The 26,514-nt window shown below is 40.7% G+C and carries 23 protein-coding genes and 2 tRNA genes; 14 read left to right on the top strand and 11 right to left on the bottom strand.

Annotation, left to right across the window (positions count from 1 at the left end):
- Window positions 1–58: 58 nt before the first annotated feature.
- On the bottom strand, window positions 59–433 hold the full coding sequence (locus tag MST18_RS14710) for a hypothetical protein (protein WP_180132787.1): 375 nt from the start codon (window positions 431–433) through the stop codon (window positions 59–61).
- 252 nt (window positions 434–685) lie between these two features.
- Between MST18_RS14710 and MST18_RS14705 the strand changes: the two genes are divergently transcribed.
- Window positions 686–1,381 (top strand): ion channel, encoded by a 696-nt coding sequence (locus MST18_RS14705; RefSeq protein ID WP_180008803.1) that lies wholly within the window; start codon window positions 686–688, stop codon window positions 1,379–1,381.
- Window positions 1,382–1,439: 58 nt separating this feature from the next.
- Here MST18_RS14705 and omp33-36 read toward each other — a convergent pair whose 3' ends face one another.
- Window positions 1,440–2,315: a porin Omp33-36 gene (gene omp33-36, locus MST18_RS14700; RefSeq protein WP_078193188.1), complete on the bottom strand. Its 876-nt coding sequence runs from the start codon at window positions 2,313–2,315 to the stop codon at window positions 1,440–1,442.
- 1,096 nt (window positions 2,316–3,411) lie between these two features.
- Here omp33-36 and MST18_RS14695 point away from each other — a divergent pair.
- On the top strand, window positions 3,412–5,118 hold the full coding sequence (locus tag MST18_RS14695; RefSeq protein WP_078193187.1) for a diguanylate cyclase: 1,707 nt from the start codon (window positions 3,412–3,414) through the stop codon (window positions 5,116–5,118).
- Between the two features lie 41 nt (window positions 5,119–5,159).
- Here MST18_RS14695 and MST18_RS14690 read toward each other — a convergent pair whose 3' ends face one another.
- On the bottom strand, window positions 5,160–5,969 hold the full coding sequence (locus MST18_RS14690) for a toxin-antitoxin system YwqK family antitoxin (protein ID WP_180132786.1): 810 nt from the start codon (window positions 5,967–5,969) through the stop codon (window positions 5,160–5,162).
- A gap of 202 nt (window positions 5,970–6,171) precedes the next feature.
- On the opposite strand from MST18_RS14690, the gene blaOXA reads away from it, so the two are divergent.
- Window positions 6,172–7,023, top strand: coding sequence for a class D beta-lactamase (blaOXA, locus tag MST18_RS14685; RefSeq protein WP_257227491.1), 852 nt, complete (start codon window positions 6,172–6,174; stop codon window positions 7,021–7,023).
- Window positions 7,024–7,412: 389 nt separating this feature from the next.
- Here blaOXA and MST18_RS14680 read toward each other — a convergent pair whose 3' ends face one another.
- On the bottom strand, window positions 7,413–7,925 hold the full coding sequence (locus MST18_RS14680) for a hypothetical protein (protein WP_180132785.1): 513 nt from the start codon (window positions 7,923–7,925) through the stop codon (window positions 7,413–7,415).
- Window positions 7,926–7,984: 59 nt separating this feature from the next.
- Window positions 7,985–10,816, bottom strand: a complete 2,832-nt coding sequence (gene uvrA, locus MST18_RS14675) for an excinuclease ABC subunit UvrA (protein WP_111884493.1) — start codon at window positions 10,814–10,816, stop codon at window positions 7,985–7,987.
- Window positions 10,817–10,995: 179 nt separating this feature from the next.
- On the opposite strand from uvrA, the gene MST18_RS14670 reads away from it, so the two are divergent.
- The 3 genes from MST18_RS14670 to MST18_RS14660 all read left to right on the top strand — a co-directional run bounded on the left by MST18_RS14670 (window position 10,996) and on the right by MST18_RS14660 (window position 12,764).
- Complete coding sequence (locus tag MST18_RS14670; RefSeq protein ID WP_111884494.1) at window positions 10,996–11,379, top strand: hypothetical protein; 384 nt, start codon at window positions 10,996–10,998, stop codon at window positions 11,377–11,379.
- 134 nt (window positions 11,380–11,513) lie between these two features.
- The gene (locus MST18_RS14665) at window positions 11,514–11,852 is read left to right on the top strand and encodes a GlpM family protein (RefSeq protein ID WP_180132784.1); all 339 of its coding nucleotides are present in this window, start codon (window positions 11,514–11,516) and stop codon (window positions 11,850–11,852) included.
- Window positions 11,853–12,041: 189 nt separating this feature from the next.
- On the top strand, window positions 12,042–12,764 hold the full coding sequence (locus MST18_RS14660; protein ID WP_180132783.1) for a hypothetical protein: 723 nt from the start codon (window positions 12,042–12,044) through the stop codon (window positions 12,762–12,764).
- A 111-nt stretch (window positions 12,765–12,875) separates the two neighbouring features.
- Here the strand turns inward: MST18_RS14660 and tenA are convergent, their stop codons facing one another.
- On the bottom strand, window positions 12,876–13,541 hold the full coding sequence (gene tenA, locus MST18_RS14655; RefSeq protein WP_180132782.1) for a thiaminase II: 666 nt from the start codon (window positions 13,539–13,541) through the stop codon (window positions 12,876–12,878).
- A 207-nt stretch (window positions 13,542–13,748) separates the two neighbouring features.
- Between tenA and MST18_RS14650 the strand changes: the two genes are divergently transcribed.
- From MST18_RS14650 to ahpC, 4 genes are all read left to right on the top strand, one after another.
- On the top strand, window positions 13,749–14,834 hold the full coding sequence (locus MST18_RS14650; protein ID WP_180035454.1) for a DUF475 domain-containing protein: 1,086 nt from the start codon (window positions 13,749–13,751) through the stop codon (window positions 14,832–14,834).
- A 155-nt stretch (window positions 14,835–14,989) separates the two neighbouring features.
- Window positions 14,990–16,354, top strand: a complete 1,365-nt coding sequence (locus MST18_RS14645; protein WP_111884498.1) for an MFS transporter — start codon at window positions 14,990–14,992, stop codon at window positions 16,352–16,354.
- A gap of 51 nt (window positions 16,355–16,405) precedes the next feature.
- Entirely contained in the window at window positions 16,406–16,993 is a 588-nt protein-coding gene (gene ssb / locus MST18_RS14640) for a single-stranded DNA-binding protein (RefSeq protein WP_078193176.1), read from the top strand.
- A 283-nt stretch (window positions 16,994–17,276) separates the two neighbouring features.
- On the top strand, window positions 17,277–17,840 hold the full coding sequence (gene ahpC / locus MST18_RS14635; RefSeq protein ID WP_078190520.1) for an alkyl hydroperoxide reductase subunit C: 564 nt from the start codon (window positions 17,277–17,279) through the stop codon (window positions 17,838–17,840).
- 67 nt (window positions 17,841–17,907) lie between these two features.
- Here the strand turns inward: ahpC and MST18_RS14630 are convergent, their stop codons facing one another.
- Window positions 17,908–18,831, bottom strand: coding sequence for a LysR substrate-binding domain-containing protein (locus MST18_RS14630; RefSeq protein ID WP_180025069.1), 924 nt, complete (start codon window positions 18,829–18,831; stop codon window positions 17,908–17,910).
- A 107-nt stretch (window positions 18,832–18,938) separates the two neighbouring features.
- Window positions 18,939–19,565, bottom strand: a complete 627-nt coding sequence (gene ycaC, locus MST18_RS14625; RefSeq protein WP_078193174.1) for an isochorismate family cysteine hydrolase YcaC — start codon at window positions 19,563–19,565, stop codon at window positions 18,939–18,941.
- A 328-nt stretch (window positions 19,566–19,893) separates the two neighbouring features.
- Here ycaC and MST18_RS14620 point away from each other — a divergent pair, with 328 nt between their 5' ends.
- The 3 genes from MST18_RS14620 (at window position 19,894) to MST18_RS14610 (ending at window position 23,330) form a co-directional block, all read left to right on the top strand.
- The gene (locus tag MST18_RS14620) at window positions 19,894–20,772 is read left to right on the top strand and encodes a pirin family protein (RefSeq protein WP_078193173.1); all 879 of its coding nucleotides are present in this window, start codon (window positions 19,894–19,896) and stop codon (window positions 20,770–20,772) included.
- 430 nt (window positions 20,773–21,202) lie between these two features.
- The gene (locus MST18_RS14615) at window positions 21,203–22,501 is read left to right on the top strand and encodes an FAD-dependent oxidoreductase (protein WP_180025071.1); all 1,299 of its coding nucleotides are present in this window, start codon (window positions 21,203–21,205) and stop codon (window positions 22,499–22,501) included.
- Between the two features lies 1 nt (window position 22,502).
- The gene (locus tag MST18_RS14610) at window positions 22,503–23,330 is read left to right on the top strand and encodes a cyclopropane-fatty-acyl-phospholipid synthase family protein (protein WP_180132781.1); all 828 of its coding nucleotides are present in this window, start codon (window positions 22,503–22,505) and stop codon (window positions 23,328–23,330) included.
- A 51-nt stretch (window positions 23,331–23,381) separates the two neighbouring features.
- Here MST18_RS14610 and MST18_RS14605 read toward each other — a convergent pair.
- The 3 genes from MST18_RS14605 to MST18_RS14595 form a co-directional block, all read right to left on the bottom strand.
- Window positions 23,382–23,457, bottom strand: a tRNA-Thr gene (locus MST18_RS14605).
- A 190-nt stretch (window positions 23,458–23,647) separates the two neighbouring features.
- On the bottom strand, window positions 23,648–23,875 hold the full coding sequence (locus tag MST18_RS14600; protein ID WP_078190515.1) for a hypothetical protein: 228 nt from the start codon (window positions 23,873–23,875) through the stop codon (window positions 23,648–23,650).
- 428 nt (window positions 23,876–24,303) lie between these two features.
- A tRNA-Ser gene (locus MST18_RS14595) sits at window positions 24,304–24,394 on the bottom strand.
- A 122-nt stretch (window positions 24,395–24,516) separates the two neighbouring features.
- Here MST18_RS14595 and MST18_RS14590 point away from each other — a divergent pair.
- Window positions 24,517–26,397, top strand: a complete 1,881-nt coding sequence (locus tag MST18_RS14590; protein WP_078193161.1) for a potassium transporter Kup — start codon at window positions 24,517–24,519, stop codon at window positions 26,395–26,397.
- The last annotated feature ends 117 nt before the right edge of the window (window positions 26,398–26,514 follow it).

The raw sequence follows: 26,514 nt of genomic DNA, 5'->3' as shown, positions 1-26,514 counted from the left end.
GCTTTTTTTATATTTGAGTGAATGATATGAAACAGAGGTTTGTGGACAAATCTCTGTCCTATTTGCGTGTATAATTTTCTCCATTGATCGACATTTTCCAATGGCCTTGATCATCTTGATAAGGCGAGCGCTGAATGGTGAATTGTTGAGAGAAATCATCCTGACCGATGCTAAAGCTCTGATCCCCAAAACTGCTCAAATGGGCTTTTATTCGCGACTGTTCAGCACCACTGAAGGTTTGGTTGGCAATACTTTTTTCAGTATGTTCTTGATGGTAATACGTCACTTCGCCCGACGATTTGATCACTAATTCACTGTGGTTGTTTTGCCAAGTCCCCACATAATTTTCATGGCCTTTGAGGAGCGGACTATTTTGTGTACAGGCAGAGAGCATGAGCAGACAGAGGGGTGCAAATACGAGATGTTTTTTCATAATGAAATCTACCACGTAGGAGATTCATTTGAATATGTGCCTGAAAACTGAAACTTACAGTAGGTTTTTTTGAACCTCTTTGGTAATAAGAAACCCAGCTAGAACAGTGCTCATATGGATGCTTTTTTAGATTAAGATCAACAAATTTTTGCATTAAAAAAAACTCACTTCGTGCTAATTTAAAATCAATCAGTTGATGATGCTTCAGATCGATCATTTCAGCGCATGAAAAAAATATAGAGATTGAAAATAATGCAAGGTTTTGTAGATTTTTGGAAAAGCTTTAGACTTTTACCCTCAGCATGGCTGTTACTGGTGCAGTTTCTGATCTTGGTTTTAACCGCGATTACCCGAGAAAGTCTGTCTTTTCGTGCGCTAATTTGGGTACTTGGGGTGTCGGTACTATTGATCATTGCCAAAGTGATTCGCCAAACTCCAATGTTTACGATTCTAGGACTGAGTTTTGTTGGCTGCGCCGTATTGTTTTCTACTTTGATTATGCTCGGTGTAAATCATCCCAATATTCAAATTATTGCGCATGGTTTTGAAGCATGCGCATATTTTAGTGCAGCCTATGGCTTATTACGCTATATGTTTGCCGATCGTTATTTAACCAAAGATGAACTTTTTGCAGCCGGGGCAGTATTTACCCTCATCGCATGGGGTTTTGCTTTTCTCTATAGTATTTGTCAGCTAATTTATCCGGATAGTTTTGTGAATCCTGCAGAGCCGGGCATGCAGTCGTGGTTAGATTTATTATTTTTAAGTTTTAGTTTGCAGTCTGCCACGGGCTTGTCGGATCTCATGCCAGTGAGCGCGCCTGCACGGGTGTTGGCGATGCTTCAAATGTTCTGTGGGGTGATGTATTTGGCTCTCATCGTTTCTCGCTTAATTGCTTTGCAATATATTGCCCATTTACCGGAACGCCATGAGCCTAAAGACAAATAATGGCAGAATAAAAAAGGACGCAAATGCGTCCTTTTTGGTATTCAGTATCTAATATGAATTAGAAACGGAATTTAGCGTTTACGCCAACAGTTTGAGTGTCAAGCGCAACTTCTTCAGCATTAGCATTTACATAGCTAGCACCAACTGCAACAGCAGGAGTGATAAAGTAGTTTACGTTCGCGCCCCAAGCTGAGTCTGGAGTACCAGCAAAGCTAGATTCAGCGTAAGAAGCACCAACGCTTAATTTAGGAGTTACGAAAAGATCAGTTTTGAATTGGTAAGCAGTGTCATCACCGTAGATGATGCCTGATTCGAAACCAATTGCCATGTTAGTGTCGTCGATTGCGCCAACATATTTAGCACGTGCAGTGATTGCGTCTTGGTCTTGGCCAATAGTTGTAGCTTCAGCAACAGCTTTAGCAACACCGTTACCCATAACGTTGAACGCGTCAACAGCAGCTTGGTCAGCAACGCTAGTGTAACCAACAGCAACTAAGAAGTTTTGAGTTGGAAGCGCACCAACTTCTAATGCATAACGGTCGCCGTTGTCATCAGTGTTGTTTGCATTTTTGCTGTCAAGGATAGTGTGGCTGTAAGAAGCACTAGCGTATACAGGAACAACTTTAGTTGGAACATAAGCTTCAGCTTTAGCACCGAAGTTATGAGCAATTACGTCAGTACCTTTTGAACCAACTTCGCCGTAGTTGTAAGCAACAGATACGTTAGAAGCTTGGTTTAAGAATGCAGCTTCTGCTAAAGGACCTTTTGTAGAGTCAACATTTTTGAAGTAGTAAGTACCTTGAACACCACCAATGAAATCTTTGTCATTTGCAGTTGTGTCGATGTATTCTGCTTGGCCTTGAACTTCAAATTGGTAAGCTTGAGCACCGGTCATGGCTAATAATAAAGCAGTGGCTAAACCGAGTTTTTTCATGATTTTCTACCAGTTGTTACAAATGGATTAAACATTGAGCATTGTATTGTAACAATATATTAAGTCAATGATCCTAAAGGTTATTATTCAGTCTCTGACTCAGATCTTTATTTCATAATAAGAAATTCAGTTTTTACTCTAACTAATAAGTCACTGAAAAAAAATCATTGAGAACAATTAAGTAAGTTTTATTAAATTCTTAATTAAAAAAATACACTTGAAAAAATACACAACTTTTCAATCTAAAATAACAATTATTATTGTTATTTTAATTCAAAATAACATTTATTGTAGTGGGTAAATTCTAACGCTTTTCACGCATTTGAGGTAATAAATCGGGACTTTGACTGCTGAATTGTTGGGCTAAAACCACTTATTTGTATATTAAATAGACATTTTTGTTTTAAGTTTGAGGGATATGTCACTTAAATATGTGTCTTTGTGATATTTTTAATATCCTAGTGAAATACTTGGCTTTACATCAGGTTTTATTTGATTCATAATTTGCCAATCGAGTCGTCACACGGTTTAAAAGTGTGACTTTGACCCTGATTCTCCATTATTGTTTTTTATTCGCCCAGCTTTCCCCAAGGTTGGGCTTTTTTTTATTCAAAAATGCAACTTTATATTAAAGATAAAATATAGAGCAAATATCTTGTAGAAATAAATGCACTTTTATGGTGCGTTAATAATTCTATTTATCTTTCAATTAAAGTGATATAGACAAAAAAAATCCTGATTTTCAAGGAAAATCAGGATTTTTTAGCCAAAATTTTCGGGAAACTAAAATATTCTGCTGAGGAAGAAATCTAGTGTGCCCTAATACGGTGCATTCTGCACCAATTTATTGCAATTGTAAATATTTATTTAAACAAGTTAATAAAAAATATTTCGCTTTGAAATATGCTGCTGTTTTTTAGCAAATTATCTCGTTCTAAAGTGATAAAAATGTGACAGATTAAGCACATTTATATAGAATTTAGAGCTATAAATGTTCACTTTACAAATTAATAAATTATTGGTCATTAATTTAAATATTCCCGCGTTTAGTTGAGAAGTGGGTTGGGGTATGCAACAAGTGTGGGGCATAAAATAGATGGAAACATTACGAACAGAGCATATTAGTAAGCGCTTGCAACTTGCGATGCTAGTAATCGTCTTGTCTATCGTATTTATCAGTGTTCCATTGATTGTGAGCAGCAATCAACATTACCTCAAAAGTGCCGAAGCGCTGAAAGAAATTCAGATGCTGAAAATGGTGGCAGATTTAACCAACCAAATTTCCCGTGAACGTGCGCCAGCTAACAGTGCAATGTCGAGTCAAGGTGAACAGCGCGAGCAAAAAATTATTGAGTTGGCTGAATATCGTCAAGGCGTTGATCGGCAATATCAAGATACACTGAAAGTTTTAAAAGAAACGGGCTTTGCACCGATCGCCCAGCAGTTAGAGTCCAATTTATATCCATATTTGTTGCAGGGTCGCAAAACGGTCGATCAATATATTGCGCTGCCGACACAACAACGTGAAGCTAAAAAATTGGATCATGCCATTTTGGCGATGTTCCAAGCTTGGGATCAAAGCTATATTGCCATGCAGAAATTGGTCAATCATTCACATGGTAAAGATACCCGTGTATCGAACTATTACACCTTAATTTTATTACTGGCAGAATTACGTGATCAGGCGGGAAGAGTCGCATCAAATATTATGGCTGCGGTATCATTTCAACAGGAAATTCCAGAGCAAAATTTAGCGCGGAGTTTACAAACCCAGCGTCAAACACGCTATCTATGGGAATTGATCAATGTCGTGCAGTCTGAACATGACAAAACTCCCGAGTTTAAACAGTTACATCATGCGGTAAGGACGGAATTTTTAGATAAAGGTTTGCCAATTATTGATGGTTTGACTCAAAAAAGTCTTCAACATCAGCGTTATCACATGGATGGCACCCAGCTCACTGATGCAATGGTCAACAAATTTGTCACAGTGGTGGAATTGCAAAGTTATATTTTAGATTACAGTCTCAAAGTAGCTGCGGATGAACAACGTGAAGCGCGAAATAAATTGATCTTTACGCTTTTTGTCTCACTCGTGTCATTACTGACTGCATTATTAACGATGTTCTATGCCAAGAAATGGGTGTTTGAACCTTTAATTCGTGCTCGTAATCAGTTATTTAAACTGGCTCGGCACCGACAAATGGATCAAGGCGTGATTGAACCTGCCAAAGTAGGTTATCTCAGTTTATTTGACGCCATTCAGCATATTGAAAACATGCTGGAACAGCGTGATGCCTTTGAATTTCAGCTTAAACATATTGCCAATACTGACTCACTCACCAATGTCGCCAATCGTTTTGCCTTAGATGAATATATTAAATTTCGCGACAGCCAAAATTCAGGCTTTTTACATACAGCACTGATCGTGATTGATATTGATCACTTTAAACAGGTGAATGATCGCTATGGGCATATTGTCGGCGATTTGGTGATTCAACATGTTGCCAATCAATTACGAAAACATATTCGTTCATCCGACTTGGTGGTGCGATATGGAGGAGATGAGTTTTTAGTCCTAATCGAGGGGATTAATATGCTCAAAGCCCAACACATTGCCGAAACTATACGGCACGATATTCAGAATGTGAATTTTAATTTGGCAAAGGACGAAGCCGATCTCATTGTGACGGTGAGTATTGGTGTAGCAGTGGGGGCCGAAAACTGGATCGATTTATTAGAGCGAGCAGACCAAGCATTGTTTAAAGCCAAAGCTGCGGGGCGTGATCGTGTTTCAGTCTAAACGCAGCTTGGTAGATTCATAAAGTTAGCCAGACAAATGAATTAATCTTCATCTTTATATAATTTATTGCAGGCTTGTTGGTTCATTTGACTACCATCTACATTCCAACACTGGGCTTGGGTAATTTTGCCTAAATCGTACTGAAGCACCGCTTCAGGTTGCCCATTGTCATACCAAATTTTATAACTGTTATGACGAACGCCATTACGATAATAACCTTGGCGTTCTAGTTTGCCGTTTTCAAACCACATTTTCAGCTCGCCAATCAATTTATTGTTTTGAAAATTGGCATAGGTCCACGGTTTACCATTACTGTACCAGCGTTGGCGCAGGCCATTTTCGATCCCATTTTTATAATTTTGAGAAAAAGCCAGTTGGCCATTCGGATGCCAAATTTTGTAATCCCCCTGCGACTCACCATTGATGATGCTACTTTCTTGCTCTTTTATCCCATTGGCAAACCAAAACTCAAGTTTGCCCTCGTACTCCCCATTTTTATAAGCAATGCGGCTACGGGGTTTGCCGTTGGGGAAGAAACTTTCAAATACGCCTGAGCCTTGAATACCATCTGGAAAGTGAATGAGATGTTCACATTCACCATTTTTAATTTTGCTGTTGCTCAGAAAGATGGTGGTTAGAGCATTGCCATTGGCATAGACATATTGATTTTCATAGATCCCTTTGTGTGAAGTCGGGGTACTGAGGGCTTTACACTGCGGCTTATCTTTCCATGGGCTAAGATCAGGGTCTTCTTGTGAGACAAACAGCACCATGTATTCGTTTAGATAGCCATCGGCAAAGCTATATATTGGACATAATAAGAGACTGAAAATTAAGATAAATTTATTCATTGTTAGTATGCTTTTATATTTTAAAAAGTTAAAAATTATTCGTTGTTGAGTTCACGATAGGCGTCATCATAAGGATGTTTTGTTTAAAAATAAATAGTCGATATGCTAAGTTTGCAACAGATACAAGACTGTTGAAAAGTACACAATTCAGGTTTGAACTTCATCTTATACTGTGGACTTTAAACGCCATAAAAATAGTGCAATGAAAAAAATATATCTATCGTTGATGACTGTCCTGAGTTTGTCAGCATGTACAACAAATGAAGGCATGTTGGATTCATCTCAACACTTAAAACAAACGGCTCAAGCCAATTTAGTAAATTCACGGGTGAGAGAGATTACGTCTTTATTTAATCAAGCACAGACACAGGCGGTATTTGTCACATTTGATGGTCAGCGTTTGAGCCATTATGGCAATGACTTACAGCGCGCCCACACCGAATACATTCCCGCATCTACTTTTAAAATGTTAAATGCATTAATTGGTTTGCAGCATCAGAAGGCGACAGCCAATGAAGTTTTTAAATGGAAAGGTGAAAAACGTGCTTTCCCCTCATGGGAAAAAGACCTGACTTTGGGTGAAGCCATGCAAGCATCTGCAGTTCCTGTATATCAGGAACTGGCAAGGCGAATAGGTTTGGCGTTAATGCAACAAGAAGTCAAACGGGTCGGTTTTGGCAATGCCAATATTGGCAAACAGGTGGATAATTTTTGGTTGGTTGGGCCGTTAAAGATTACGCCTGAACAAGAAGTCAAATTTGCGTATCAGCTTGCGACAGAGAAATTACCGTTTGATGTCGCGGTACAAAAGCAAGTCAAAGATATGCTTTATATTGAAAGCCGTGGCGATGCGAAGTTATATGCCAAGAGTGGTTGGGGTATGGATGTGGAACCTCAAGTCGGTTGGTATACCGGTTGGGTGGATGATGGTCATGGCAAGATCACGGCGTTTAGTTTGAATTTGCAGATGGCAGCAGGGGATGATGTGGCAGAGCGTAAGCAGTTAACTTTGGATGTGTTGGATAAGTTGGGTGTGTTTCATTATTTACGTTAATTTTTTGAATTTTGAATTTGCATGTCTTCACTGTAGATTGGGTTTGAGTTTCCATTACGTAGGAGATTCCTATTTTTGAAAGCACAGAAGTAAGCAAAATGCTTTTGTTTGACTGAAGGTACGTCCGAACGGTTCGAGTAGAATGTATAAAAGGATGGCGCAAATTTTGTGGATGAATTTAGTTCAGGTTATTTTCAAAAAATATATTTTCTAAACGTCCTTACTTTGCATTGGGTTTGAGTTTCCATTGCGTAGGAGATTCCTACTTTTGAAAGCACAAAAGTAGGCAAAATGCTTTTGTTTGACTAAGGGCACATCCGTGCTGCCCCAGTCAAACAGGCGACATCCATGTCGCCGTCATGTGATTGAATGTTGTGAAGAACAAGAATTTATTTAGAAATGGCTTTGTTTAAGCTCGTATAAAGTGATTTTCTAGCTTCTAAAATTTCAAATCTATATTGAGCAGTTGTTTCAACATTGATAGCTCCATTTTTACAAAGTGTATAAGCGTTAAATTTTCCAAGTAATTCGCCATAAATTCTTAGCTTTTCTTGTTGTTCAATATATCCATGTAAAAGAAGTAAACCTTCATTTTTGCTAAGTAAATTAAAGTCATTAAAAAGTGCGTGTCTTAGAGGTTTAAGTCTGTCTGAAATCTCATTAAGAGCTGGTTGAGATTGTTTTGTTTCAAATTCAAAAATTGCCCAAATTTTTAAAACGAGATGATTTATTTCCTCGAGATCTTTGGAAATATTGGTCAATAAATTACGATTATATAGAAGGTTATCTTTTGCTACTGATGCTGAAATATTTGCCTTTTGATTTAAGTAGGTAATTACGCCAGTTATCAGTGCTCCCAAACCAATTTTTACGGCTGTATCAATTATGTCTAATAAAGTCATATAAATATAAAACGGTGAATGAATCACCGTTTTATCATGCACTTAAAGGAAAGTGAATCTTATTTCAACATCGGCTTTAAGAACTTCGCTGTATGCGACACTTTATTCTTAGCCACTTGCTCTGGCGTACCTTCGGCAATAATCATACCGCCGCCAGCACCACCTTCAGGACCTAAATCCACAATCCAATCGGCAGTTTTAATCACATCCAAGTTATGCTCAATCACTACAATGGTATTGCCCTTATTACGTAGCTCATGCAGGATGTCGAGCAATTTAGCAATATCATGGAAGTGTAGACCTGTTGTCGGTTCATCAAGCACGTACAAGGTTTTACCTGTATCACGTTTTGCCAACTCACGAGCCAATTTCACACGCTGCGCTTCACCACCTGAAAGTGTGGTTGCAGACTGACCCAAACGGATATAGCCCAAGCCCACTTGGTTCAAGGTTTCCAAACGACGGTGAATCACAGGAATAGCGTCGAAGAAATGCATCGCATCTTCAACCGTCATTTCTAAGACATCTGAAATATTACGACCTTTATAACCAACTTCTAACGTTTCGCGGTTATAGCGCTTACCATGGCAGGCATCACAAGGCACATACATATCAGGTAAGAAATGCATTGCGACTTTAATCATGCCGTCACCTTCGCAGGCTTCACAGCGACCACCTTTCACATTAAATGAGAAACGACCTGCCGCATAACCACGTGCTTTGGCTTCAGGTGTTTGCGCAAACAGTTCACGAATTGGGGTGAACAAACCGGTGTAAGTTGCTGGGTTTGAACGTGGTGTACGACCAATTGGGCTTTGATCAATATCGACGACTTTATCGAGGAACTGTAAGCCATCAATCGAGTCAAATTTTTCCGCAGTCAGTGTGGTTGCACCGTTCAATTGAGTTGCTGCAAGCGGCAATAATGTCCGGTTAATCAGGGTCGATTTACCTGAACCCGACACACCTGTCACACATGTCATCACACCTAAAGGAATAGTCAAATCGACATTTTTCAGGTTATGACCCGCAGCGCCCATTAACTTAATTTGCTCTTCAGGTTTTGGCGGTTGTGTGCGTGTTTTCGGCACATCAATACTGAGCTTTCCTGATAGATATTGACCAGTTAATGAATCTGGATTTGCCAAAATTTCATCATACGTCCCTTCGGCAATCACATGACCGCCATGCACACCTGCACCGGGGCCAATATCAATAATATGGTCGGCGGCACGGATCGCATCTTCATCATGTTCTACAACTAATACGGTATTACCTAAGTCACGCAAACGTACTAGGGTTTCCAATAGGCGGTCATTATCACGCTGATGCAAACCAATAGAGGGTTCATCCAGCACGTACATTACGCCCATGAGGCCCGCGCCAATTTGCGAAGCCAAACGAATACGCTGAGCTTCACCACCCGACAGTGTTTCTGCCGAACGCGATAAACTTAAATAGTTCAAACCTACAGAGACTAGGAAGTGCAAACGTTCACGGATTTCTTTGAAAATCTTGTCAGCAATTTCGCCTTTGGCACCGCTTAAGTTGAGGTCTTGATAATAGCTTTCAGCATCGCCAATCGACATCTTGGTGATTTGCGCGATGGTTTTATCTTTAACTCGGACATGACGTGAAATTTCATTGAGACGTGAGCCACCGCAAGCATCACATGCAGCATTGGATAAATACTGCGCCAAATCTTCACGCACGTAGTTTGATTCGGTTTCACGGTAACGACGTTCTAGGTGAGGTAGAATCCCTTCAAAGGCTTGCACACGTTTGTGCGAACGACCACGTTCATCAATATAGCTGAGGTCAACTTTTTCCTTGCCTGTACCATAAAGGAATTTCTTTTTGGTCTCGGCATCGAGTTCATTCCACGGTGTGTCTAGAGAATAACCAAAATGATCGGCAACTTTTTGGATCATGCTGTAGTAATACGGACGTTGACGGTCCCAACCACGGATTGCCCCTTGGCTAATCGAAACTTCATTATTGGGAATCAATTTGTCAGCACTAAAATGGCTGCGTGTGCCTAAACCATCACAAACAGGGCAGGCACCGAATGGGTTGTTGAAGGAAAATAGCCGTGGTTCAAGTTCACCAACGGCACGTTCACATTCAGGGCAAGAGTGTTTGGCTGAAAATACGCGATCTTCTTGTTCGCCTTTCATCCACGACAAAATGGCAATATCGCCGCCCATGCGTAAAGCCGTTTCAAAGCTTTCTGCAATACGGTTACCGAGGTCATCACGAACTTTAAAACGGTCAACAACGACTTCGATGGTGTGCTTTTTCTTTTTGTCTAATTCGGGTGGTGTGTCGATATCAATAACTTCACCATCGACACGGGCACGGACAAAACCCTGACCTTGTAATTGTTCAAATAAGTTGGTGTATTCACCCTTACGGTCACGGACCACAGGGGCAAGCAACATAAGCGCCGTACCTTCTTCTAGACCTTTGACGGTATCGACCATTTCAGACACAGTCTGAGCTACCATCGGGAGGTCATGTTCAGGACAATACGGCGTGCCGACACGGGCATAGAGTAGACGTAAATAGTCGTAAATTTCGGTGATTGTTCCCACTGTTGAGCGTGGGTTGTGGCTCGTTGATTTTTGTTCGATGGCAATCGCAGGACTCAAGCCTTCAATCGAGTCAACTTCGGGCTTTTCCATTTGCGAAAGGAATTGGCGTGCATAGGCAGATAAGGACTCAACATAGCGACGTTGACCTTCAGCATACAAGGTATCAAAAGCCAAAGAGGACTTCCCTGAACCAGAAAGACCCGTAATGACCACAAACTTGTCGCGTGGAATATCGAGTGACACATTTTTTAAGTTATGGGTACGTGCGCCTCGAATACGGATATGGCTTTGGCTCATGCAAGGGGTCCTAAAATATTCATCGAAAAACCTATATATGATAGCGCATGAAAAATGTTCAAGTGTAATTTAAACCTAGATTTATGCGTGACTTTGTGAGAAAAATGGCCGAATCAAAATATAGCTGTCTGTGCCGATGCCCTAAAACATCCGCAAATCAGCAATCTAGGACTTTTAACATGAAATGGCAACTTCATCTCAATCCAACATTAGGTGTGATGGGTTTATTGATGTGTAGTGTGTTTTTGAGTGCATGTACCCCGAACCACACACCGAAAGCGCAAAAATATGACAGCTTAGAACAAGCAACTTTGGCGCTGAATACCGAAAGTGAAAAAATTGATCTATATATTGCGAAATTAGGTCAAGCCAAAACAGAAGCTGAAAAAAAGCATCTGGCTTGCGAAAAAATTCCTCAACAGTTTGATTTGGTTTTGGCAATTGTTGAAAACAATCAACATTTGATGAGTGCTGAAGATTTAAAAGTTCAAGCGCAGTTTAAGCAAATGGCTGAGCAACAAAAGGCGCGCTTTACATCTAGCCTGTGGTGTAAAGGTGCATAAATATAAAAGCGCTGTGACTGTTTTGAGTTCATCGTTTAAATCTCCTGTGTCATGCGCATAACAATCCATTGGAAAATCTCAGGACTATCGCAGAAAAGGCGTAAAATGCAGTTTTCTCTAAACTATTGAATGCCATGTTGTCCTTATTTCTCAAAAGCTTAATGGGTGCCTTTGTTGTGGTATTAATTGCTTTGCTGTCTAAAAGTAAGGCGTTTAATATTGCAGGTTTGGTTCCATTGTTTCCGACTTTTGCGTTGATTGCTCATGTAATTGTGGCAAATGATCAGGGTGCAGCCGCATTACAAAAAACTGCACTGTTTGGACTCTGGTCTCTCATCCCCTATTTCATTTATTTATTGATGGTGTACCTGCTCGCAACACGTGTGAGTTTAACGGCATGTTTGAGTGTAGCAACGTTGAGTTGGGTGCTTGCTGCGGCTGTTTTGATTTATGCATGGCAGAGTTTTCAGTAAGCATCAAAAGCCTATATCGATGCTGATTTAGATCAATTTTTTACGGGTTCTAGATCATTTATAAAACTATAGATTTGGCTAAAATTATGATGAATTTCCAATCGTTAAATGTGTGATTTTAAATGTAAGTATTTGAATAATTAATTATAATTCTGCCAGAACAGAAAATAATCATGATAAGAGCAAATAATGTTAAAACAATTTTGGGTGATCATCAGCCTCATGTTTTCAAGCCAAATCCTGTGGGCTGAAGATAGTCAAATCCTCGCGTTTGAACAGTTTATTGACCCTGCAGCCGAGCAGCGTTATAGCGTGAGCGTGCCTGCGGTCGGGCAAAATGAACAGCTATGGTCTGTGGTCTATATGGTGCTACAAACCAACCAAGTCCCTGACAACACCGTATTGGACTTTAAAGTTGTTCCCCAAGGCTTATTGTTGAAAAATAATCCTGCACAAAAAATACAAGAGTATGCTTTTGACGGCGTGCAGTTGGCACAGAAAAAAGACTATGTTCTGTCCCAATTTTCCGATTTGAGTGAACAACTGGAAGATCAAACGGGCAAGAAAGTGCAGGATGCATCGCTCTTTGATACCAGTCGTGCCCATGTATATGCTCGCGTAGAAGATTGGGTACCTGACTATAATGCACAAGCTACCCAACTGAATATTGAACTGGGCAAACTCAATGAAATGCAAGTCAAAGGGCTGTATTTCATTTTAGGCAAAGGTGAAAAGCCCAAAGATTTCTTGGCCATTGCTCAACTAGATCCGATGGTCAAATCACAATTTCATTCAGAAGAGATGCAGGAACGCAAAGCAGCGCGTAGTGAATTGCGTGAAGCACGTTTTGCGATTTTTTTGGTGATTATCGCGATGGGGATTTTTCTCGGATGGTATCGTTTTAAACGCTAATGCCTGAAATGATCGTGCAAGGTCATTCTAAAAACCGAATCTAACCATATTAAAAAAGGATCTAAAAGCAATTTTAGATCCTTAGTTTTTTATACAGCTTAAATCACAGGTTTATTCAACGGGCCATGTGCGCTGTTGATACGCGCTGTCCCAGAACATCCATTCTAATTTTGCGCCGTTCGTGTAAGCGGCATGCATTTTTTCACGTGTATCTGCATCACAGCGGGCTGCCACTCGATCAATGGTTTGAATCACGTTTTGTACAGCGCTGTTGAAGTCTTCACCTGAGTAGGTGTCGATCCATGCTTGGTAAGGGTTATTCGGTACAGATTGGCTGACAATGGCTTTGCCGACTTCAGCATAGATCCAAAAGCAAGGCAGGAGTGAGGCAAGGACCACAGGGTAACTTTCTGACCATGCTGTCGCTGTTAGAAACGAAGTGTAATGATGGCAGGCAAGGGTTAATGGGGTATTTTCAAACTGTTCTTTGCTGATGTTGAAACCTTGCATAAAGTCATTGTGCAGACTGCGTTCCACCACGATGGCAATTTTTGCCGCTTCAGAAAACTGAATCACATCATCGGCATCAAACGCTTTGGCTGCACATACCGCAAGCGCACGACCGTAGGCCAATAAATAATGGGCATCCTGAATGACATAGTGGCAAAAGGCGTCGCGGCTTAAACTGCCCTGAGCCAATTCCTGATTAAACCGTAGATGGAGAATTTGCTGATATAACGCGGTATTACGTTGCCAAACTTCTTCAGAAAAACGCATTGAACATTCCTGTCGTTAAAAATGAAAGACGGGTCTACACCATGATGCGATGTAATTGAGAGCCTCCATCTTAGAGTGTTTATTCAAAATGTAACGAATAATTTTTGGTTTCAATCCTGAAAAGCGGCATAATTGCGCCATAAACTTAGCTTCAAACTGGGTATTCCCTCATTTTGAAATCTTATTGAATGAATAGGTCGATCTATCATGATGAAACATTTTGGTTTCTCAATCGTCTTTACGATCGTGTGTCTTGCTATTTCTGCATATTGGGGGCTGAATCATGGCCCAAATGCAGGCGTGCAAGCCATGCTGACAGCACTGACCATTACTGCAATTTTGGCAGTGATGGAAGTATCATTGTCATTTGATAACGCTGTAGTGAATGCATCGGTACTCCGTGGTTGGGATCATTTCTGGAAAATGATTTTCTTAACTGTCGGGATCGTGATTGCTGTATTCGGTATGCGTTTGATTTTCCCAATCGTCATTGTTGCTGTAACGGCTGACATGGGCGCTATGGAAGTGGTGCAATTGGCATTGAATAATCCAATTGAATACTCTGCAAAATTGATGGCACATCATGCAGAAATTGCGGCCTTTGGTGGTGCTTTCTTATTGTTGGTGTTCCTGAACTTCTTCTTAGATGAAGGGAAAGATACCCATTGGTTCCGTTGGCTAGAGCGCCGTTTAGCTAATCTTGCAAACGTTCCTGCGATGTCCGTGTTTATTGCCCTAATTGCGTTATTGGTAATGGCAGCAAACGTGGCTGAAGCTTCTCGTTTAGCGGTTGTGATGGCTGGTATTTGGGGGATCGTGGTATATATCGGTGTCCAAGTACTGAGTCATTTATTGGGTGGCGAACCTGAAGTCGATGAAAACGGTAATGCGGTTGGACATGATGCAAATGGCGTACCGACAGGCGTGATCAAAGCAGGTTTTGGTGGTTTCCTTTACCTTGAAGTACTCGATGCCTCATTCAGTTTTGATGGTGTGATTGGTGCATTTGCGATTACCTCTGATGTGGTAATCATTATGCTCGGTCTTGCTATTGGTGCTATGTTCGTGCGTTCAATGACCATTTACTTAGTGGATAAAGGCACCTTAGATGCTTATATCTTCCTTGAACATGGTGCGCATTATGCGATTGGTGCTTTGGCCTTCATTATGTTGGCGAGTGGCACAGGTCTTCATGTCCCTGAAGTGGTAACGGGTCTAATTGGTGTGGCATTTATTGTTTGGGCTGTGATTGCCTCAATTCAATATAAAAAGCGTCAAGAAAATTTAGGCTAATTTAAATTTGACTAAAATCTCCCAAAAAGCGCAGCGTCAGCTGCGCTTTTTATTTGTCCAATCATCAGGATATTTAAAATCAATAAAAATCCTGCTTCGCTTTAAGCTGAATGTCCTATAATCCCATTCCAAGATTAATGAATTTTTAACCAGCTATGATGAATGCTCTTGAACGACGCTCAACTTTTGCTTTGAGTAGTATTTTCGCCTTACGTATGCTGGGGCTGTTCATGATTATTCCTGTTTTCTCTGTGGCAGGTCAGCAATATGCAGGGGCAACACCAGCACTTATTGGTTTAGCGGTGGGTGTTTATGGTTTAACTCAAGCGATTTTACAGATCCCGTTTAGTCTGATTGCAGACCGTTATAGTCGTAAACCGTTGGTGGTAATTGGGCTGCTGTTGTTTGCTTTAGGCGGTGCAATTGCCGCGATGTCCGATAGCATCTATGGCGTAATTATCGGGCGTGCGATTGCCGGTGGTGGTGCTGTATCTGCCGTAGTGATGGCTTTGTTAGCCGATGTCACACGTGAAGAACAGCGTACTAAAGCCATGGCCATGATGGGGATGAGTATCGGTTTGTCCTTTGTGGTCGCATTCAGCCTTGGGCCTTGGCTCACAGGTTTAGTCGGCATCTCGGGTTTATTTTGGGTGACCACCATCATGGGACTTGCCGCGATTGCGATGTTGCTATTGGTACCGAAAGTAACGCGTCATCATAAAAATTTTCAACAAGGTTATCTGACGCAGTTAAAGCAAGTACTGAAAATGCCTGATCTAAATCGTTTACATGTTTCAGTCTTTTCATTGCATTTACTGCTCACAGCGATGTTTATCTATGTGCCGTCTCAGTTGATTGACTTTGCCAATATTCCATTACATTCACATGGTCTGGTGTATTTGCCGCTTTTGGTCGTGAGCCTGTTTTTTGCATTTCCAAGTATTATTTTGGCGGAAAAATATCGCAAAATGCGCGGCATTTTCTTGACCGCCATTGGTGGCATTATTTTAGGATTGGGCATCTTAATTTTTGGTTTCGAATCAAAATATATTTTGCTGACAGGCTTAGGTTTATTCTTTATCGCATTTAATGTGATGGAGGCATTATTACCGTCATGGTTATCGAAAGCAGCTCCAATTCAATCCAAAGCGACTGCCATGGGGGTGAACGCCAGCAGTCAGTTTCTGGGGGCATTTTTTGGTGGTATGATTGGTGGGCAACTTCTGTTGCTAAATGATACGGCAATGGGATGGGGCATCCTGACAGGGCTAGCCATTTTATGGTTGATCATTAGTTTTGGGTTGGCTCAGCCGCGTTATTTATCGTCTATGGTTTTCAGTTTGCCTGAAGATAAAGAAACGGATGAATGGACTTCTCAGCTTTTAGCAATTCGTGGTATTGAAGAAGTTGTGGTGATGTCTGACCAGCAAGTGGCTTATGTAAAAGTTGATAAGCAGCAGATGGATGAATCTGCGCGACAACATTTAACGCACTTGTTAGGGAAAGAGGTAGCCATTTAAGCATAACTCTTATAAAGTAAATAATAGAAACAAATAGGAAGAATACGTCTGATGCGTGGTGTAAATAAGGTCATTTTAGTTGGTACTTTGGGTCGTGACCCTGAAACAAAAACTTTCCCAAATGGTGGTTCTCTCACTCAGTTTTCAATTGCAACGAGTGATTCATGGACAGATAAAAATACAGGTGAACGTAAAGAGCAAACAGAATGGCACCGTATTGTGTTACATAACCGCTTAGGTGAAATTGCACAGCAATATTTGCGCAAAGGTTCTAAAGTGTATATTGAAGGTTCATTACGTACTCGTCAGTGGACAGATCAAGGCGGTCAAGAGCGTTACACGACTGAAATTCGTGGTGAACAAATGCAAATGCTTGACAATAATCGCCAACAAGGCGAACAAGGTCAAGGCGGTGATTTTGGTCAGCCTCGTTTTAATAATCAACAAGGTGGTTATAACAATAACCAAAACCAAGGTGGCTACGGTAATAGCTCAAACCAAGGCGGTTATGGCAATAACCAACCGGCTCAAGGCAATAGCTATGGCAATAACAACCCAGGTGGTTTTGCGCCAAAACAACAGCCTGCACCGACACCGGCTCCTGCAGCAGCAGATTTAGATGACGACTTACCGTTTTAATGAACCTTAAACACAGCGTTTAAAACGGTAGATCATCATCAAAAAAAGCCCTCAATCTTGAGGGTTTTTTTATGTGTATCTAAATGTTTGCCAGTACTGTGTTCAGCATTGAGCGAATAGATTATTGATTGGTAGCGTCGATTAAAATCTAATATTAATATAAATAATAAATCTAAAAATCCGATAGTTTTTATAAAAAAGTTCGGTTTTACCTATGATTTGATAAGTCGTATTCTAGCTTCAACAGATAAGCAATCCCTGAAATGAGTTAGAGGAATATCAAATGAGTTTAATTAATACTGAAGTAAAACCATTTAACGCTACCGCTTACCAAGACGGTCAATTTATTGAAGTTTCAGAAAAAGACTTCTACGGTAAATGGTCTGTGGTGTTTTTCTATCCTGCTGACTTTACTTTTGTATGTCCAACAGAATTAGGCGATCTTGCTGATCACTATGCTGAATTCAAAAAAATGGGCGTAGAAATTTATTCAGTATCTACTGATACACACTTCACGCATAAAGCTTGGCACGATTCTTCTGAAGAAATTAAGAAAATCGAATACCCAATGGTTGGCGATCCAACTTGGACACTTGCGAAAAACTTTGATGTTTTAATTGAAGCGGATGGTCTTGCTGACCGTGGTACTTTCGTAATTGACCCTGAAGGTAAAATCCAAATCGTTGAAATCAATGCAGGTGGTATTGGTCGTGATGCTTCTGAATTGATGCGTAAAGTAAAAGCTGCTCAATATGTACATGCACACCCAGGTGAAGTATGTCCTGCAAAATGGAAAGAAGGTGAAGCGACGCTTGCACCATCGATCGACTTAGTGGGTAAAATCTAATTTGGTGATCCAACCGTAGATTTAAAAAAGCCAGAACTCAGTTCTGGCTTTTTTGTGGTTTAGATCATTAGACTAAATAGCCATCATGTTCTGGAGCATAGCCACGAACTCCATCGACTAAATAGTCAATTAATCTTTCCATGACTAGGCGTTGACCTTTGCGCGAAGCATATACCAATTGCACCGTACCGACATTTGAGCACCATTCGGGGAAGAGGTGAATTAAACGACCTGCCTCAATATCTGCTTGCACGGTTAAATAGGGTAAGTCTGCAATGCCTAAACCATCGAGTGCTGCATAATAAGTACCGGCTAAGTCATTGCTTTTAATCCGAGGCTGTAAGGCAATTTCAATCTGTTCTTGCTGTCCCGTATGATGCAAATGCCATTGATAGCGGTTTTTCTGTGTGCCCAAAACGATACTCGGAAATTCTGTCAATTCGGTAATATGCTTTAACTCGCGTCCTTGTAAAAGTTCAGGACTAATCACTAAGCAATGCACGGTTTTAATCACGTCACGTACAATAATACTCGAGTCTTCATTCTTACTAAAATTGGTGCGAATCGCCAAATCAATGTCGTCATGTAAGACATCCACACGGCGGCTAGACAGCTCGAGTTCGACCTGAACTTTGGGATGATCTTTTAAAAACTGATTTAACAAGGGGCGAATTTGATGTTCCATCATGACTGGTGGACAGCTAATTTTAACCAAGCCTTCAAGTTCACTTTTTTGCTTCAAGAGCACCTGATGCGCACATTCGACTTGTTCGATCACTTTTATGCATTCTTCATACAATTCTTGGCCTAATGTCGTGACCTTAAAGTGTCGGGTAGAACGCTGAATAAGGGTGACATTATATTTGGCTTCAAGATCTAAAATGCGTCGGCTTAATTTTGATTTTGTAATATTCGATGCTTCACTTGCAGCGCTAAAACCGCCATGTTTCACCACCAAGTAAAAGTAGTAATAGTCATCAAATGAATGCATGGATCACCTTATGCAGTGAAAAATTATTTCAATTCCAATTATCATACGTCAATTTATACATCAGGTATAAAAAAAGCGGCTCGAAGCCGCTTTTTACTACTGGAGGATTATTTCTTTTCAGTATTTTGCGTATAGCTGTTGATGAGGTTACGGTAGTCTGGAATATGGTTGCCGAAAAGCGCACCTAAACCTTCAATATCATTACGCCAGTCACGGTGTAATTCACACGCGGTACCAAACCACGTCATGAGCTGTGCACCCGCTTGCGTCATACGTTCCCACGCTGAGTCGCGGGTTAAATGGTTGAAAGTACCTGAAGCATCGGTCACCACAAAGACGTCAAAGTCTTCTTCTAAAGCAGACAAGGTTGGGAATGCCACACAAACCTCAGTCACTACACCGGCAATAATCAATTGTTTTTTGCCGGTTGCTTTGACTGCTTTCACAAAATCTTCATTATCCCAAGCATTAATTTGACCTGGTCGTGCAATATAAGGTGCGTCAGGGAACATTTCTTTGAGTTCTGGAACCAATGGCCCGTTTGGACCTTGTTCAAAACTGGTGGTGAGAATTGTTGGAAGATTAAAATATTTAGCAGCTGCAGCAAGTGCAAGCACATTATTTTTAAATTTATCTGGATCAATATCGCGAACCAATGAAAGTAGACCTGTTTGATGGTCAACTAAAAGTACCGCGGCATTGTCTTTGTCTAAACGAACGTAAGGTTTGCCCATTTTATTGTCCTCTTTCCTGTTTGCAAGTACGCAGGATCAGATGAAGTCTGCGTGTTAACTCGATTTAGCATAGCTATAAAAATGGGATAATGGAATGGGTTTAAATGAGAAAAACAATCATAAAATTGGGATGATTTATTGTTGAATATGACTTAAACCCCTATATTTTTCAAATCAATGCTTGTTTTTGAGTAGATTTTAGATTGTATTACTGATTATTGTTCTATATTTGAGATATATAATGCTATTTGGATGATGGTCAGCAAGTATTTCAAAGCTTAAAATAAGCGCTATGTTCATCCTATCGTATGAATATAGGAGCTAAGAAATGAAAAAAGTAATTGGTGTTTATCGTAATCAGCAAATGCACTGGGTGGGCGATGGTTTTCCAGTCAAAAGCTTATTCTCCTATGATCGTCTAGGTCAGGCCATTAGCCCATTTTTGCTTTTGGATTATGCGGCACCTTATCAGTTCGATCCCACCACTGCACAGCATGGCGTGGGTTCACATCCACATCGTGGTTTTGAAACCGTGACTATCGCCTACAGCGGTGAAGTGACTCATAAAGACTCAAGTGGTGGTGGCGGCACAATTCAAACGGGCGATGTGCAATGGATGACCGCAGGTTCGGGTTTGGTACATGAAGAATTTCATTCGCCTGAATTTGCTCAAGCAGGTGGTCTTTTTGAGATGGTTCAATTGTGGGTGAATTTACCGGCAAAAGACAAAATGACTCAGCCTCGTTATCAAGCGATCACGCGCCAAGATATTCCACGCATAGACATGGATGAAGGTGCAGGCCATATTCGGGTGATTGCCGGTGAAATGGGTGGTCACCTTGGGCCAGCACAGACCTTTAGTCCAGTGAATGTCTGGGATGGTGAGTTGAAAGCTCAATATGAAACCACCTTACATGTACCTGAAGGGCATAACACCATTTTGGTGGTCTTGAAGGGTGAGGTTGTGGTGAATGAAAGCCATAAAGTGCAAGACAGTTCGATGGTCATGTTTGCCAAAGACGATATCGCCATTCAGCTACAAGCGTTGCAGGACACACAATTTTTGTTGCTTAGCGGTGAGCCACTAAATGAGCCGATTCAAGGTTATGGCCCATTTGTGATGAATAGCAAAGCTGAAATCATTCAAGCCTTTGATGATTTCAATAACGGAAAATTTGGTGAAATTGCAGTGGCGCATGAAGCTTAAGCGAAATTCATGACATTGAAATAGCCGAAAAAAAAGCCTCTGAACAGTCAGAGGCTTTTTTATTAAGCGCTGTAGTATTTATAGTTGTCATGATTTAAATATCATTTTACTTTTTATAAATTGTGATGAATTTATCACTTTCTTATGTGGCGCATCTTAGCGGTACTTGGCTTTAAAGTAAACCGAAAGTTATAAAAATGGTTAATTTAATTGCTTGGTTTTATAGAGTAATTAAAATTTTAAATAAAAATATGTTTAAAAAACAAAGCTTAAATTGTGTGCTTTTTGACTGTAAATATTTGTAAATTTAACTTAAAAACGGCTGTACTGAAATCCATACAAAAAATGCGAATCTGGTATTTTTTAATAGCTATTTTTAACTTCTGATCAGTCATACTTTTAAACTGTGTTTTATAGATGGAAAAGAAAATTGGAAATTGCAGTCATCGGTAGTGGCATGGCTGGGCTGGCTACCGCAAGAATTCTTAAAGACGCAGGGCATAACATTACAATTTTCGAAGCTCTGCCTGGTCGTGGTATGGATAGCCACAGCACTGAGTTTGAAGGTGGCTTGATCGATGCCCCTTTGCGTGTGATGAATCCACACCTCTGGAAAAATACCTTAAGTTTGGCGACCCATTTAGGGATTAAAACTTTCCCCGTCCGTACCTATATGGCATGCAGTTGGCTATTTGAAGATCGTACAGAAACGTGGTTGACCACTAGTCGTAGCCGTATTGGTAATTTCCCAATTATTAATAACCGTAAAGGCTTACAACAATATGGCTGGCGTTTAGTCAAAGGAATGTTGCAACTTAAAGCCGCGATCACTCGATTTTTTAAATCAAAAAATCAGGACATCACGCTTGCCGAGTTCATTAATAAAAATGAAATTGAAGAAGTATTTTGGCATGGTGCGGTCATGCCTGTGTTGTATACCATTTGCACCTGTAACCCGAAAACGATTGGGGAATGGCCTGCGAAACCGTTGTTGATTTTCTTGCGTCAATTGACCAATGGCGATGCCTTGTTGCGTATCCAAGGTGGTACACCTGCGTTGGTTGATAAGCTGATTGAAGGTTTAAATATTCAAAGTGGTACGGCAATTACCAAAGTGCACGAGCAAAACGATAAGGTCTTGGTGGAAACTGAGGCCGGAGCACATCATCTATTCGATCGCGTGGTTGTTGCGACACCAACCACCAAAACGGAAGAATTTTTAGATCCAACCCAGTTTGCTGACGATATTGAGCTCTTAAAGAAATTTAAATTTGAGCAAGGTCAGTTGGTGATTCACACTGATCAAACGGTGATGCCGCCGAAGCGCAAAGATTGGTCTGTACTAAGTTATATGATGGATCGTAAATTTACTCGTCAGCAATTTACCGTGTGGCTGAACTCCATTGAGCCGAGCTTGGTGGGTAAAACCCCAGTGTTCCAAACTTGGCAGCCAGTGACACCGATTGATCCTAAAAAAGTGATCTCTTCGGTTAGTTTGACACGCGCAGTGGTGGATTCTCATACCGTGGCGCTGAATAAAGAGTTACAGCAACGACATTTATCTCCTGAGCGTAAAGTCTTCTTTTGTGGCTCATGGTCTTGCGATGGTCTGCCGATTTTAGAGTCTGCGGTAACATCTGCTATGCATATTGCAGAAATTTTTGGTGCACCATTGCCGTTTGTAGGTTTAAAACCTAAAGTGGAGGTTGCCCCTCAACTCGGTTACTAACATGAAATGGCTTCAAGCAATTCGTCATTATATTCCTAGCCATAAATATGCGATTAACAGTCGACTACTCGGAGATGATGCGGAGCTTGCTTGGAGCAATTTGGGCTATTGGAATGATGCAAAATCATCCTACCCTGCAGCCTGTCAAAAACTCGCTTTCCATCTTGCCGAATCCATTCAATTAAAATCTACAGATCGTGTTTTAGACCTTGGTTGTGGGCAGGGCGCGAGCTTGGTTTTTTGGATGGAACATTTTCAAATTCAAAACTTATCCGCAGTCGAATTGCAAACAGCATGTGTGGAAAAAATCCAAAAAAATTTAAATTCAAAAATCAAAATCCAGCAAGATACATTTTTGAATTTAAAAAATATTTATCCACAAAACTGTATGGATGCCGTACTGTGTATTGATGCTGCTTATCATAGTGATTTGAATTCATTGCTTTTATCAGTCGTTGATGTTTTGAATTCAAAAGGGCGCTTTGCTTTTCACTATTTAATGTTATCCGATGCGTTTTTGAATTTAAATTCATTACAGCGACTGAAATATCAAAGTCTGCTGAAAGCAGCAGATGTGAATTTGAAAAATTTAAATTCAAAACAAAATTTACAACACCAAGTGCAACAGGCAGGTTTCGAAAATATCCAGATCGAAGATATCAGCGAATTCGTATTTCAGGGTTTTGCCGATTATATTCAAGAACAACAAAGTCAGACGAGCCTGAGTCATGTGGATCAATTCAAAATCAAGATGACGGCAAAATTGTGCGAGAAGTTGTATCGAGATGGGCTGATTCGTTATGTGCAGATTAGCGCGAGGAAGCCATAAAAGAGCGGCTCTAAAAACATCAAAGCCTCACTAAAAAGCGAGGCTAAGAAATGGTGCCGGCACACGGATTCGAACTGTGGACCTACTGATTACAAGTCAGTTGCTCTACCAACTGAGCTATGCCGGCGTTGTGGAATGCATTCTACAGATTTTTTGAAGTGGTGCAAGTTAAAAAAACAGCAAATCGAATGTAATTTATACGTTTGATTTATTCAGCATTCGACCGATGTTTGGCTCTAAAAACCAGAGAAATAAAAATAGGTAATGTTTCGCCCACAAGATGTGGGCGAAAAAATAGGATGGATGGACGTTGAGTGCTATTTCATTCTTAAAATTTGGTCTAGATCCTGTGCGCATTCTTCAAGTGTATATGCCATCTCCAGTTGCATTTGGGGGCGGAGTTCATTGGCGAGCTTTCGCCATTCGTCAATCAGACGCTGTGCTTTTTGAATTTTATGTTTATTGATGTCTTTGGCAAGGGTTGGGGTATAGCCACCACGTTTGGCGTTCTTGATCTGCTTAACATAATTCTGGCTGTTATTCATGTTCTCTCCCGAATAGCAGTGATATATGAAAGGTGTTTTTTAAGTTTTTCGTTGATCAAGTTAAAAGTACCGCAATCGCGTTTCAGTTCTATGATGTTTAAATTAATGAATAATTTTTTGAATAGCACCTATATTGAGAGGATGATTTATTTTTAGCATAGGCTTAAGTAATTGTCTTTAGAATATAAAATTTGTATTTGTAAATAAACGTGTCTTTCTTACTGCTAATAAAAAATCCATAAGTCGTGCATTAGGAAAAAAACGTGTGATTTAAATCTATCAATCAGGACTTAAATACTGTGAAGTTATTGAGCTAAACAAATAGAAGATCAATTAGGGGAATATTTAATATTGAGAACAATAAAATTAAAAAAGGCCTAAATTTTATCAATTTAGACCTTCATTCTGCTTGGCATTGCAGTTTATTCTGGCGGTGAAAGAGGGATTCGAACCCTCGAAACGCTATAAACGTTTACACACTTTCCAGGCGTGCTCCTTCAGCCACTCGGACACTTCACCTTTTGCGCGGTGGATAATAGCGAAAAAAATATATTCTGCCAAGAGAAACAATTGAATTAGACAAAAACATCTTGAGCGGTGCTATGATTCGCAAAAATCCTGTCTAAATTGAAGACAATTATATGCAAAGTACTGCACAAAAAGCCGCATTGCCTGCCATCACCTTGGCAGCTTTGGGCGTAGTATTCGGAGACATTGGGACGAGCCCGTTATATGCGCTGCGCCAATGTTTCCTCACAGCACACTTGGCGATTAGCGAAGCGTCTGTGCTGGGTATTCTGTCCCTGATTTTCTGGTGCATCATGCTGACGATTAGTTTTAAATACGTCAGCATCATCATGCGCGCAGATAACAATGGCGAGGGCGGTATTATGTCGCTGTTGGCCTTGAATCTACGAACCACACGAATTGCCGAAAACAAAAAAATCTACCTGATCGCCCTTGGCTTTATTGGGGCATCTTTGTTCTTTGGTGATGGGATCATTACCCCCGCAATCTCTGTGTTATCTGCGATTGAAGGCTTAAGTATTGCGACGCCGATGTTTAACCAATGGCTGCAACCCTTATCGATCGGTATTTTGGCGGGGCTATTTTTAGTGCAACGCCATGGCACAGGCACGATGGGTAAATTCTTTGGTCCCTTGACGCTCATGTGGTTTTTATCCATTGGTGGTTTTGGACTATGGAGTATTTCGCAAACGCCATTTGTGTTGACCATGATCAGTCCGCATTGGGCTTTCAATTTTGTGGTACAGCAGCCTTATGTTGCGTTTTTGACCATGGGTGCGGTTATCTTGACGATGACGGGTGGTGAGGCAATCTATGCCGATATGGGGCATTTTGGCCGACTCCCAATCCGCTTGGCATGGTTTATTGTGGTGATGCCGTGCTTGCTGTTGAACTATGCAGGCCAAGGTGCCTTGCTACTGCGTAATCCAGAAGCTTTAGCCAATCCATTTTATATGCTGATCCCAGAATGGGCACTGTATCCAATGATTGCTTTGGCGACAGCGGCCGCGGTGATTGCCTCTCAAGCGGTGATCACAGGGGTATTCTCTATGGTCAATCAGGCGATTCAATTGCGTTATTTGCCGCGTTTGACAGTGAAACATACCTCTGAAGTTGAACGTGGTCAGATTTATTTGCCATTTATTAACTGGGCATTGTTTATCTCGGTGCTGATCTTGATCTTGCTGTTTGAAAACAGTGCGAATTTGGCCAGTGCGTATGGCGTAGCTGTGACCATGACCATGCTCTGCGGTACGATTTTGATCTCAGTTTTAGCTTATGGTTTATGGCGTTGGCCGGTTTGGAAAGTGGCGATTTTTGCAGTGCCATTTTTATTGATTGATTTGATCTTTGTTGCATCGACATCATTAAAAATCGCAGCGGGCGGTTGGGTTCCAATCCTGATTGGTGCGGTATTGTTTACGATTTTAATGACGTGGAAAGATGGACGGGCATTGGTGCTCAATCGGCTCGGTAAAGATGCTTTGCCTATTGACCTGTTTATTCGCAGTGTCAGCATGGGCAGTGAAACCAAGTTTGTTCCAGGTGATGCGGTATTCTTAACTGGAACGCCTGAGATCGTGCCTCATGCCATGTTGCATAATATCAAGCACAATAAAGTCCTGCATGAACGCAATATTATGGTTACGGTCAACACCCGAGATGTGCCATTTGTACCCGAAAATGAGCGGGTGATCACGGAAAAACTAGATGATCGATTCTATCGAATCACGATGTTTTATGGGTTTAAAGATCAGCCGAATATTCCTGCCGCTTTGGAGCATGCGTATCGTGAATTGGGCTTTGAATTTGATCTAATGCAAATCAGTTTCTTTATTTCCAGAGACCGTATTATTCATACCTTGGGTGAAGGCATGGCACCTTGGCGAGAAAAGCTGTTTATCTCTATGCAGCGAAATACCAGTCCAGTCAGCGATTTTTATCAAATTCCAACCAACCGTGTGGTTGAGTTGGGCAGTCAGATTGAAATTTAAGACTTAGATTGAACTTTTAGGCATAGATTTAAAAGTTAGACACGAAAAAGCCAGATCAATTCTGGCTTTTTTTTATCTGTAATAATTAAACTTTTTTAGTCCAAAGACATAGAGATC

The organism is Acinetobacter sp. YH12068_T, from assembly GCF_024606005.1.
Classification (GTDB): domain Bacteria; phylum Pseudomonadota; class Gammaproteobacteria; order Pseudomonadales; family Moraxellaceae; genus Acinetobacter; species Acinetobacter amyesii.
Note: the sequence above shows the minus strand (reverse complement) of the source record. Positions and strands in the feature narration are given on the sequence as shown.